General features: G+C 41.1%; 8 protein-coding genes. 1 reads left to right on the top strand and 7 read right to left on the bottom strand.

The window, feature by feature from the left end; translation table 11 throughout:
• Window positions 1-3 precede the first annotated feature (3 nt).
• The 7 genes from N480_RS02375 to N480_RS02345 all read right to left on the bottom strand — a co-directional run bounded on the left by N480_RS02375 (window position 4) and on the right by N480_RS02345 (window position 11,175).
• Complete coding sequence (locus N480_RS02375; RefSeq protein ID WP_063370935.1) at window positions 4-765, bottom strand: substrate-binding periplasmic protein; 762 nt, start codon at window positions 763-765, stop codon at window positions 4-6.
• A gap of 145 nt (window positions 766-910) precedes the next feature.
• Window positions 911-3,373, bottom strand: a complete 2,463-nt coding sequence (locus N480_RS02370; protein ID WP_063370934.1) for a glycosyl hydrolase family 18 protein — start codon at window positions 3,371-3,373, stop codon at window positions 911-913.
• A gap of 65 nt (window positions 3,374-3,438) precedes the next feature.
• The gene (locus tag N480_RS02365) at window positions 3,439-4,875 is read right to left on the bottom strand and encodes a lytic polysaccharide monooxygenase (RefSeq protein ID WP_063371215.1); all 1,437 of its coding nucleotides are present in this window, start codon (window positions 4,873-4,875) and stop codon (window positions 3,439-3,441) included.
• 90 nt (window positions 4,876-4,965) lie between these two features.
• The gene (locus N480_RS02360; RefSeq protein ID WP_063371214.1) at window positions 4,966-8,088 is read right to left on the bottom strand and encodes a glycosyl hydrolase family 18 protein; all 3,123 of its coding nucleotides are present in this window, start codon (window positions 8,086-8,088) and stop codon (window positions 4,966-4,968) included.
• A 513-nt stretch (window positions 8,089-8,601) separates the two neighbouring features.
• The gene (locus N480_RS02355) at window positions 8,602-9,555 is read right to left on the bottom strand and encodes a sensor histidine kinase (protein WP_063370933.1); all 954 of its coding nucleotides are present in this window, start codon (window positions 9,553-9,555) and stop codon (window positions 8,602-8,604) included.
• 4 nt (window positions 9,556-9,559) lie between these two features.
• Window positions 9,560-10,096: a heme NO-binding domain-containing protein gene (locus N480_RS02350; RefSeq protein ID WP_063370932.1), complete on the bottom strand. Its 537-nt coding sequence runs from the start codon at window positions 10,094-10,096 to the stop codon at window positions 9,560-9,562.
• Window positions 10,096-11,175, bottom strand: a complete 1,080-nt coding sequence (locus tag N480_RS02345) for a response regulator (RefSeq protein WP_063370931.1) — start codon at window positions 11,173-11,175, stop codon at window positions 10,096-10,098. The genes N480_RS02350 and N480_RS02345 overlap by 1 nt, the downstream gene beginning before the upstream one ends.
• A gap of 97 nt (window positions 11,176-11,272) precedes the next feature.
• Here N480_RS02345 and N480_RS02340 point away from each other — a divergent pair, with 97 nt between their 5' ends.
• The gene (locus tag N480_RS02340; protein WP_231102213.1) at window positions 11,273-12,574 is read left to right on the top strand and encodes an HD domain-containing phosphohydrolase; all 1,302 of its coding nucleotides are present in this window, start codon (window positions 11,273-11,275) and stop codon (window positions 12,572-12,574) included.
• Window positions 12,575-12,723: the final 149 nt, after the last annotated feature.

The following is a 12,723-nucleotide window of genomic DNA, read 5'->3' as shown; positions in this document are numbered from 1 at the left end:
GCGTTATTTTGTTTGTGCGGAGGTAGGTCTTCTTTCTAATATGGCTTTAATATCTGGCTGTAATTGTTCTATCGCTTCGTTGATTGCGCTGATTTCATTCTTTTTAAAAGTTATCCGACTTAGCATAAAGTGAATGGCATTATCGTTGACAATATATGAGTGTAACCTTAACCGTTCATAACCTAATCGATTGATATAATAGTAACCTGTATATTCATCTTCGATTAAAAAGTCTATTCTTTTTTTATTAACTAGTTCAATACGCCTTGATACGCTAGCCACTTCGACCAATCGCTGTTGATACCAACTAATTTGTAATATTTGCCTCAGTTCTTCGCCATAATAGGCTCCTGGGTTGGTAACAAATGTATATTCATCTGCGAAGAGCTCTGTGAGGCTTTTGATTGGTGGCAATTCAAGGCGAGTAAATAACCTCATACGTTCACGTCTGTAGGGGACGCTAAAGTGTGCATTATTGGCTCTATCTATATTGAAACTAGCGGAGGGGAGCACATCGACATAACCCTTGTATAACTCTGCTAACCCTCTTGCAGATGTTGGCAGCCTAACAAATTTAAAACAGACATTCGCTTTATTAAAAACCAGCTTTGTAATTTCGATATCTAAGCCAAACGGGTTGTCGCCATTGTACATTACGTATGGCGGCCAACTACTCCCAATACCTATCTTTTTTTCAGATAGGCAACGCTCATTGGAAGAGCTATAAAATGAGATAAAGGCTACAAGTAATAAAAGGCGCTTCACATTTGTATACGTTTGTCAGACATTTACATAGTATGAAAGATTTGGGAGAAAAAACAAAGGTGCATAGCACCTTTGTTTTTATTGGGGGTTGGCCTGTCCATCTGTCAATTTAGAAAAGGCTTTCTAAATATCAACCCATAGTCGTTTAAAGAGCTTGCCAAACCATCGCTTTTCCTGGTTCTTCGCCTCTTGTCCACCATTTTGCGCGGTACACTTTACCGTTGTGTGACGCTAAGTCTCCACCAACATATACCTTGCCCGGATCCCAAGGTGCTACGCTAGATGCAGTATCAGTAACCGTAACATCAAAGGACACAGATGTTGTATATGTTCCGTCTGATACATCAACTGTTACTGTATACGTAGTGTCTTGACTTACTTCACCTGCTGCAATTGAGACATTTGCACCATTGCCTGAAACGGTTAATCCTGCTGGTGCGTTCCAAGTGTACGTTAATGGGTCATTGTTTGGATCAGTTGCTACGACAGACACGTTAACCGATTTATTCTCTTCTACAGTTGCATTAGCGATTGGCGATACGACTGGCGCACCTGCTGGTACCTCAGCTTTGACAAGTACAGAAACAGTTTTTTCTGTTGTCGCATTTTTATCGTCTGTCACCGCTATCTTCAATGAGAATGTAGTATCGGTTGTTACATTAGGTGCAGTAATACCAACCGTTGCTGTGTTTGCGCCCGTTAATGTTAACCCTTGAGCTGTCCAAGCATATGTTACTGCCGCGCCTTCTGGGTCAGTCGCAGTGGCTGTTAGGTTTACAGATTGACCAGAGTTAAGAGTTAAGTTTGCATCAACAGATACAACAGGAGGTCTGTTTGTTGGAACTCCACCAGTTAGGCCATCATACATTGCGTTGAGAATATCACCGTTGTCGGCATCGATTTCCCAAGCGAACAAGCCACCTAAATTGTGTAGGTTAACATATTGACCTTTAGCGTATACAGAGCGCGGGCTATCGTAAGTTAGCATCTTACCGCTCGTTGGATTCCAAACCCATGCAGCTTCTGCTTGGTCGTCATAACCAGCTGTGAATCCGTTAATACCGGTGCCATTCGCGCCAACTAGATTTTTAGCAATGGCCTTGTAGTCCATTATGCCAGGTTCCCAAACACCTTCACTTGTAGAACCTGCATATTTCCCGTTACCCGGTGCTGTTACAGGGTTGCCAGGGATAGTCGTGTTTGAATCAAACACACCTTCCCAACCACGGCCGTACATAGCTGCACCAACAACAAGCTTCTTAGAGTCTACACCTTGTGCTAGTAGTGCTTTAACCGCATTGTCTAGCGTGTATGCTGGGCCTTTGCGAGGCTCGCCGTTATCATCTAAGCCTGTACCGTCACACTCGCCCTGACTCAAGTGTGAGCCACAGTAGATACCCGTTTGGTGACCCGTAACATTGTTCCAACCACCGTAAAAATCGTAAGTCATCGCAAAGATGTAGTCCATATACTGCTGAGCAACTTGATAATCAACATCTTCAATTTTGTCATAACCAGAACCAATAGCTGAAGTTAGTTCGTACTTACGACCAGTTTCAAGCTCAAGTTCATCAAGCATCGCTCTTAGTTCTTGCATTAATGCAATGTATGCCGGACCATCGTTTACTGGGTCGCCTAGGTTAGGGTTTGGACCGTCGCCGCCAGGGAATTCCCAGTCGATGTCAACACCGTCATAGAACTTCCAAGTTTTCAAAAATTGCTTCATTGATGCGACAAATGTGTCACGATTCGCTTTAGTTGTGAAGCCATGGAAAGGGTCAGATAATGTCCAGCCGCCTACTGAAGGTAGGATTTTAAGATCTGGGTAGCGTTGCTTTAATGCCATCAACTGTGCATAAGTACCTCGAATTGGATCATTGTTGTCAGTACCTGGCAATGTTTTTTGTACCGCAGCCCAAGGGTCGTGAATGACAACTTCATAATCCTGTGAATCGGCACACGCTTTTTGCAATGCTCTCCAACTATTGCCATTCTCAATCTCTTTTAACGATTCATTTGCGCCACAAATCGGAATAAACCCGTATAGAAGGTGTGACAAGTTATGTGCTGGAATATTTGAAACGTCGAAATCTCTTCCGTAAATACCCCACTCTACAAAATATGCACCAGTCACCATTCCAGGAATAGTACCGTTATTTTTATTTTTAGGATCTACGTCCATAGTTAACGGTTGTAGGTGCCCGCCATCAGTGTCGGCGATTACAATTGGCTTACCAGCGCTCTTTGCACAACCTGTTGCATCACAAAGTTCTAGATACAGTGTATGGCGGCCTGACTTCGTATAAGGGAAACTGACAGTACCACTCTTTGTACCTGCGGCAAGAGCCCCTTGGTCGACCACTTGATTGTCGAAATAAACTTTATAGCTATCTCCGCCTGTACCACTCCATGAGTTCCATTTAATGTTTACAGTTACTACATCTTTCGCTTTAACAATCTGCTTGTATGAGCCGTTACCATCAAGGTTCACATCAACAAATGAGTATGTTTGTGGTTCCCAGCTAATTTGTGGTGCAGAAGGCGCTGCGATGGCACCTGCCGACATTAACGCTATTCCTATAGCTGCTGTTAAATTATTAATTTTCATTACTATCTCAACCTTATTTTACATGTTATATCCAAACCCCAACGAATTGGAGTGACCTTTACATCTTATTGAATTTCTTTCCAAACCTGAGTTGTGCCGGGCTCCTCGCCTCTGTTCCACCACTTCGCTTCATATACCTTGTTGTTGTGGGAAACTTTGTCTCCTCCGACATAGGTTGCGTTTGCACGCCATGGTGCTGGCGTATTTGGCACATCTTTTACTGTTATTTGTGCAGATGTTGAACTAGACAGCGTGCCATCGGACACGGTTACACCCACGGTATAAACCATATCTTTATCAACAGCAGCTGCTGAAAGAGTAATTGTTGCGCCCGAACCTGAGAATGTCAGCCCTGCTGGAACATCCCAAACATAAGTCAAGTCCATGGTGTAATCATCGAAAGCATGTACATGAAGTTGGGTTTGAGATACCTCATTCATCGTTATCGGATCAGGCTTGTGCACCGTTGGTGGCGTGTTTGGTTGTTGAACCTGAATGGTCAGGTTATAAGTATTTGATGCACTTGTTACAAATACCTCGTTACTCAATAGGTTCAATTCGTCAAAAGCAATATTACCAGCGCTGTCTTTTACGCCCACCTGAACATCAGACGCAAAATTAGTGTTTAGAATGGTTGCGAGATCTTTTTGCCAGGTGTTTACATTAGTGTCTGTAATCTTGAGAGATTGCTTTATTATTTCTTGTCCGTTACTGTCAAACACGCGAGCCCAAACAGTGTCGCTAACTTGTGCATCTTGGCCTTGTTTGACAAAATACCCAGCTGAAACCCAATCTACTGGTTTTGAATCAGTTACTATGTTGATATCAGAGCAATTATAAAAACCTTCACCGGCTACATCATTTCTCTGCCAGCGAGTATATAAAATAGCTCGCCCGCTGCGGTCTTGAGGTATGTTAACGGTCATTTCGTAAAACTTTTTGCCATCGGGGTCAGTAACAAAATTGATGTTGCCTACTTCGGTAATCAGGTCTAGGTCAGCCCAGTTCAAAACGTCCGTCGTTGCGTTGAACGTTGGCTTTGTTAAATAAAATTTCCAGAAACTTGGGTTATGAGGTGTAGTTGCTCTGAATCTAACGGCAAGGTCACCATTTGGGCTTGGTTTTACGTCTGTGGTTTGCCACTCCGTATGCGGAAGGTTCATACCCCTTTTTTCATTCGACCCAGCTGCACAAAGTTTACCGTCTGGTACAGCTGCTTCGACAGCAGCTTGATTGTTGTAATCAGCGATAAGTGACGCGAACTCATGTTCTTGAACAAACTGAACATAGCCGGATTCTAAAAAAGCGGCCCTACAAGCTAAGTTAGGAATATTTGAGCCATCATCAGGCCACCAATAGCCACCTTGGGCTTCACAGATTGATTGTCTTGCTTTTGGAAAATCCATAAAACCATGCGCACTAGAATAAGGCGCATAAATAGAGACATATGTAGTACATGCAATTGATAGAGCAGTTAAAATTTTTCCTTGTAGAACGTTCATCGCGCTCACCTCTTGTAGCTTTTCGCTTTTATTAAAAGAAATTTGCTTGTCAGAAATAAGTGGAGGGGGAGCCTCCACTTAACTTACGTTTTATAAACTACAAACTTTCTGGTAATCAGCGCTTGTTGATGGCTGCTTATTGCTCCACCACTTCGCCTTGTAAACACCGTTACCGTCGATAATTAAATCTCCAGCTCCGGCATGGGTGCCTCTTGGGAATGTTGGATAAACAGAGATGTCGGCAATCGGTGTACCTTCGCAATGTGTAATCGGACCACCATTGCCATCACCAGGTGTTGCTGCTGGTAATGTCGGATACTCAAATTTAAACGCATAGCGCTTGCCATCTTTCTCAGCTGTGAAGTTTACTGGGCCAGTTACAGGCATGTAATACATAACCTGAGCATTTACTGTTTCTCCAGGTGCAAACGATTTAGGAGTATTGCCCCACTCATTTTTCAGCGTGATAGAGAATCTATGGAAATCGTTATCGAATCCGCCGATATTGTTGCCAGCTGCGTTTGAGTTATTCACATCCACTGCCATGCCGAGTTTTTCTTGAGCATTCCAGTTAGACTTAAAGATTGCTGAAGTTGAAACTGGTACGTCAAACGAAATTTTTGCGCCCGACAAGTCAATATTCGAGTTGTTTGTGAATGCAAACGTTGGTGCAATCGGGTAATTGTCATCACCTACTGGGAAGCTCTTCGCATCAAATGTTACGTTGACCTGCTCTGTTGGTACTTGGAAAGCAACATCACCTCTGTGAATATCGTATTGAGCGCCTGACTGTTTGAACTTGTTGTAAGCCAAAGTCGTCATGCTTGAGCCCATGAAGTACTCACCTTTAGCTGCGTCATAATCAAAGTCACCAGCAAGTTCCCAGAACATGATACCGCCGAGACCTTTATTGATTACATAATCAACTTTGGTACCCATTGACTCTTCATCTTCTATAGAAATGAATACTTTCTTTTGCGCGTTCCATAGCCAAGGAGCAACCGCCACAGCGTCGTAGTTACGTGCGTAAGTTCCCGTTAACTGATCTGCTGGATCCGTATCAGGTGTGAGACCGTAATCCCCTAGGTAGCTTGGTAGAACACCATTTTGTAAGTTCTTGGCATGCCAAAGAGGGTTTGAGCCAGCTGGTACTTCTAGACCGACATCGTTTTTGTCGTGCCACAAGTTATCGATGCCTACGGCGCCATTACCACATTTGTTCTTTTCACCAGACCCTGTTCCAGGAGGGCAATCAGCTTGATTAGGCAGGGGCGCTTGACCCCAAAGACCATTCGTACCACCCTGTACATCCCTAAAGCCACGTGTATAGTACGGAATACCGATATTGATTCGTCCTGCGGACAAGCCACCTTGGAAGTATTTAACTGCCCAGTCAGTATTTAAGTAACCAATACCCTCAAACTCTTTAGTGCCGTATACGTTCCATGCTTTTAATTCAGAATCTTCGCCTGTGTCATACAATGCCGCGTTGTGACCAACGTGTGAGTTCCAAGCACCGTGTAAGTCATAAGACATAATGTTGACGTAATCTAGGTACTGAGTTACTTGGAATGTTTCCATACCACGCAATAAGTAGCCCGAAGATGGCGAAGCAATTGTTAGCATGTAGTGTTGGCCATCTTGTTGACCTGCTTTGTCTAACTCTTCACGTAAGCGCTTCATAAGGATTTGATAAGAAGCGTTTAAGCCCGCTCTTCTAGCGTTAGAGATTGGGAAATCGTCTGGATGGCCAGAATCTTTCATCGAAGAAGGGTATTCATAGTCGATATCGACGCCATCGAAGCCGTACTTTCTAATAAAGTCTACTGAGCTCGCAACGAATGTTTCAATCCCAGCGTTATTGACAGAACCATCAGCATTCGTAGTCATCGTGTAGAAACCACCGCTGTTAACACGCTTGCCATCTGGGCCAAAGAATCCGCCAGTTTCAGCCCAGCCACCAACACTGATTAGTGTTTTAACATCTGGATGCTGTTTTTTGTATTTATTTAGAAGGTTAAAGTGACCTTTGTACGGTAGAGTCGGATCTAGTTCTGCACCTGCGACACCTGGCCATTCCATGTTAGTTGCTGGGTTACCAGCTGCATTTGGATCGCCAATTGAGACTTTGTTTGCTGCATCAACATGTGCAAATGCATAGTTAATGTGCGTGATCTTGTCCCACGGAATATCGTTAACCAAGTATGAAGGCTGGCCGTTAGCGCCATTTCTCCAACTCGTGAAATAGCCAATAACCCTTCTTGGGTGGTCAGCGCCCATTTCTTCACGACCATTCGCATCATAGATAGTACAGTAAGGTGTATTCACCCCAGGTGTTTGATATAAACCTGCCGGCTTACACGCATCCCGGTCTCCTGGGACTTGTGCACCCACGGTTAATTGGGTACTAACACTTGTCGATGCATTTTTGTCATCTGTTGCTGTAAGGGTGAATGTATAATTGCCATCGGCTTCTGCAACCCATGTATGCTCTGTAGGTGCACCATTAGTTGATACAAGCTCCACGCCATTCACTGCAAAGCTAAGCTTATTGACCGTACCATCAGTGTCGCTGCCTGCGAGAGAGAATACTACGCTGCTGCCAACTACCAATTCTACAGGTTTTGATTTGATATTTAGTGTGGCTGTTGGTGCTTCGTTTACAGGTGTACCCGTTCTGACAGTAATTGAGTTAGTAATCGTTTGTGACGCTTCATTTTTATCATCATATGCTTTTGCACTTAGTTGATATACACCAGGTTGGCCAGCTGTCCAAACTGCATCGAACATATCCGCAACACCAGTCGTATCAGTCGCTATCAATGTATTGTCAACATAGAATTCCACTTTACTTACGTTTCCGTCAACGTCAACCGCTTTTGCGCTAATGGCAACGCTGTCATTTTGGTCAAATTGAGAACCGTCTAGTGGTGATAACTGGCTTATTGTAGGAGGCGTATTTGTGCCAGAGCCCGCACAATCACCGAGTTTTTTCCACTCTTGATGAGGACCTGAGTGGCTTGCAGGTTCTGTACGATTCCACCATTTAGCTTCATAAGCGACATTACTCTGTTGCACTTTATTGCCACCAACATAAGTACCACCTGGTTGCCATTCAGCAAGACCTGTACAGTCATAAGCATGCGAGTATGTTGTACTAATCGCAATTGCTAGCGTGCTTAACTTGAGCACATTTCTAATATGATTTCTCATTTTCATTTTATCACCAACCTTTACATTAATTGTGATTAACATTTGTTAAATAAACCTAACATAGAAATTAAACACGTCAATGTGTCACTGGTTAAAAAACAATCACTGAAGGTTGCTTTCTAATACTAAAGGTGTGATTTTTTTGGTGCAAAGTGAAAATAATTGATTTTGATGCGCTAGCTTAATATATGAATCGAATTCATCTCAAAAAATGAACAAAATACATACTATTGCATATATAACAGCCAGTTAGTTAAAGGTTGTACCTTTGTTTGACCTAAATGTAAACTTTCACATAAGTTTAACTAATCCGAATGTTGACGTACACGTAAACTTATTTTGGTTATAACATATAATCAATGGCTATATAATTTAGTAAAGAAATCTTTTTTTAAATTGACGTAAATCAGTGCGGAACCAATTTGAAAACAAAATAGAGTGCCGAGTGGTATAGACTAAAGTCTAAACCACTAATGCATTTGAAGTTATTAGGTATATAAGTGCTGTAGAATTTTATTGCGCAGTCTTAGGAATTACTACTGTTACTGAGACACCCTGTTTCGCATTATTGACCAGTGAAATTGTAGCTCGATGGTTTGATAGAATGCCATAAACAACAGCTAAGCCCATCCCCGTGCCCTCGCCAAGAGGTTTGGTCGAATAAAATGGCTCAAAAACATGCGGGATTGCATCTTCAGGTATGCCGATTCCATTGTCCTGAAATGTGATTATATAGCTATCACCAGAACCAGAAACTGATACATGTATGGTTCCTCTATCAATTTCTGTTTTTTCCTTTGCTTCTCGGCAAGCATCTATCGCATTCACAAAGATATTAATGAACGCTTGGGTGATATTGGATTTGCTACCACTTATTAAGTAACCTGGGCCACAAGACACTTCAAGGCTAATTTGTTTGAGTTTGTTTTCTAGTAATTTAGCTGCATGTTCTATTACGTCGATGATTTCAAACTCTGATTCGTCACTTTGTTTTGGCTTAGCGAAGTCTAATAAGTTTTTAATAATACTTGATATCCTGCTACAACCTTCTTGGCAGTCTTCAGATATGTCTTCTAAATCTTGAATTAGTTCTTCTGTATCGACAGTTTTATTAAGTTTCTGCAGCTCTTCAATTAGCGCACTGTCTGATATGCTCTCATTTTTATGTTTTACAACTAGCTCTAAATACTGAGTAATATCATCTTTATAGTGTGAGAGCGTTTCTAGGTTGCATGTCAAATAAGCGAGCGGGTTGTTGATTTCATGTGCAACCCCAGCAGACAAGGTCCCTAGTGTTGCCATTTTTTCTGATTGAACAACAGCCAGCTGCTGCTGTTGCAAAAGCGCTAGCTTTTTCTCTAGTTCAACATTTAGCGCATAGAGTTTACTTGTTTTCTCCTCAAGCAGCTCCTCTAGTTCATCTCTAGCGGTCTTTTCTCTCAGATAAGCTTTATAGTAATTTTGCATATTATTAATAGGTTATGATTAAAAAGCAGGCTTCATCGCCATTGTGCATGCATTCTGGGTGTTCTATTTGAATTTGTTTGTCAAAATGTTCTGCGCAGCCATAAATGAGCCCTTCAGCACAAAAGCACAACTTTCTCGGTGAGCGATAGACTAAATGTATAGTGCCCTCGTTTTGAACTTTTGCTTCTATTGTTGGTAAATTGGGTTCTTCATATAGTTTTCTGACTTCATTATGAATCACCTCGTCAATTGAAACGATTAATTGCTCAAAAGAACTAAACTCTTGGATAATAGACTTATGACGTTTGGCCAAAAAGCCAAAGAGGTATGTACCAAATGCTTTGAGTGTTTCTGGCATCGACAAACCAAGTGCTTGAGAAACACTCGTTGCCAAGCCAAATAATTCTTCATCTGGGTAAGATTTAGCACTAACATACACACGATCTTCGGGGCAATGCTGCTCCAAGAGTTGCTCCCAAATATCCATTCCTTTTGTCTCAATTACAAGCTCTTCAAGACATCTAAATATGATACCCTTCATTATACCTCCTCCAACACGAGCTTTTTATTGCGTAGATGTTCAATTACCGTGACCATTTTACCGTTACTAGTCCCTTTTTCATTGACCTGCGAGATGTTAATGGCAGTTTGGTGAGGGTTTAATTTGATAAACAAGTTCGAAATAAGATCTTCGTACTTTTCGTGAGAAGAAGTTTGAATAAGCTTTAACCTGTTCTCAACTACATGGGAATCTATACCCCAAATTAATAAAAATTTAGAATACAATTGAGCTTTGTTTTCGTAATCAATATTCGACTTCATTGAAAAGTACTGTTGTATCAAAAACTCTATATAACCTGTAAATACAGTCAAATAAACTAGTTCGCATATCTCGTTTGAACTACCTGTATCACTGGCTATTGAATAGGCTTGACTTGACCATGTCAGGTAATCATTAATGACTTCATATTGCTGACCGACACCAATAATATGCATAAGGTCGATAGATATAAAATACGCTGTAGCGACAAAACGTACCATATTGGGTGTGAAGTCAAGTTTAGCGCTTTCCGTCTTAAATACATTGACCGCTTTTTCTATGAGCTTAAGTAACTGGTTGTCATGTATGTTATTAAGTGAGCTTATCTGGTTTAGAGTTTCATTTACTTCATAGCTTGGAAAAGGGAAGTAAGGGAGCATACCCAAAATTATTTGTTGCTCGTCCGAATAGCTAAGCTGCGCAGCTCTTTGCAGAAATTCCTCGAGTAATTTTAAATCCTGCTTACTAAAAGGCTTTTGCATAAAATAGTTCGCAGGTACTTCATCTTTAGAAATGAGGTTTTCAGCAATGTCTCCAGAAACAATTATTCTCATCGCTTTGGGTTTACAATGTTTTGCGATTGTTAGAACCTCTTTTCCTGATAATTGGGGCATCTGAAAGTCACTAATTATCAGATCATAGTCTGCTTGTTCTGTAGATAGGTAGCTTTCGGCTAACAGTGGGTCGTTTAGAGTTACCACATCTGATACAGTTAAGCTTCTTGATATTGCTTTTGATAAGGCGCGCAACATCAATTTATCATCGTCTATAATTAAGACCCTAGAAGCTTTCCTTATCATATTTAGTGAACCTATTTTGTTGTTTCTTATTGAAGTTTAGTCTAATTTTAAGACTATAAACAAAACTATTTAATTAAAGATGGAGCTGCCTAAATTTATGAGTGATGATCCAATACTTGTTTTGTGTCTAGATGATGAAAAGAGCGTTTTAAATTCATTAGGCAGACTACTTAGACAGAATGGAATTAAAGCTGAATTGTTTGAATCGGGTTTAGAAGCGTTAGAGCGTGTGCGGGAAGTATCTTTCGATGTCATAATTTCAGATATGAGAATGCCAAAAATGGACGGCGCTGAGTTTTTAACTAATGCGAAAGCGATTTCCCCTGATGCAAGGCGCATATTGCTTACTGGATATTCTGACATAGAAGATACCATCAATGCGATAAATGGCGGTGGGATACATGGTTATATTCAAAAACCTTGGAAGAATGAACACCTGATTTTAGAAATAAATAAAGCTGCAGAATTAAGTAAGCTTAAAAAACAAAATGATGAACTGCAAAACAAAGTTAGATTGCAAAACGACGAGCTAAAAGAACTTAACTCAAACCTAGAAAGTTTAGTCGACAAAAGAACAACACAAATTAGGCAGGTACTGAAGCAACTTGAACTTGCCAACGAAAATGAAAAGAAAGAACACAAAAGTACGGTTGAATTACTATACAACTTTATTAATGCAAACCCCTATTTAGACGCCGAAAAAGCAAAAAATATTGCAAAGGTGTGCTTTCAATTAGCCAAAGCCTTATCTTTGAGTTCGGAAGTTGCAGATATGACGCGAATGGCAGGATATTTGTCGCAAGTGGGATTATTGGCGATGGACCCTTCCCTTTACTCTAAGCCATTTCATGAACTTGAACCTGAGAAAAAGAAGGTATTTTTAACTCACCCATCAACTGCGCAATTAATGCTAATGCCTGCACAGCATTTAAGTGATGTTGCAGAAGCTATTTACAGTCAGTTTGAAAAGTATAACGGCCAAGGTGTACCTAAAGGGTTAAAAGGAAAAGATATCCCTATTGGTGCGCAAATTTTGGCTGTAGCTCGTGATTACATTGATCATCTTTATCAAAGTCAACGCCCTATGTCTGAACGTAAAGAAAATGCGCTAGAGATCATAAAGATGTATGGCGGGAGCTTTTATCACCCTAAAATTGTAGAGGCTTTACTTTCGGTCCTATCAAAAGATCAGACTGAAACAGAAAAAGTCGGAAGTATGAGTATACTCACCGCTCAACAGCTTAAACCTGGTATGGAACTCGGTTTAGCAATGCATAGCGCTCAAGGGATTATGCTACTACCAAAGGGGCATGTACTAACAGAAAGCTCCATTTCAAAACTTCAACAATTAGAATCTCAACGCCCCAACCCGTTTAGGATCATGATCGTCGATAACTAAGCCTAAAAAACTATGAAACGATGATCCTTTAAGTTTTAAGGAACACATCATACTAAAAATGCTCTGCTAGTGCCTCTTATGTTAAATTGGTTGTTAACTAATTTAATCAAGAGAAAGGTGTAGAGTTCAAATGTAGAGTTCAAATGTAG

The sequence above is a fragment of the Pseudoalteromonas luteoviolacea S2607 genome, from assembly GCF_001625575.1.
GTDB classification, from domain to species: domain Bacteria; phylum Pseudomonadota; class Gammaproteobacteria; order Enterobacterales; family Alteromonadaceae; genus Pseudoalteromonas; species Pseudoalteromonas luteoviolacea_E.
The sequence above is the reverse complement of the archived record's forward strand: the minus strand, read 5'-3'. Positions and strand labels throughout refer to the sequence as shown.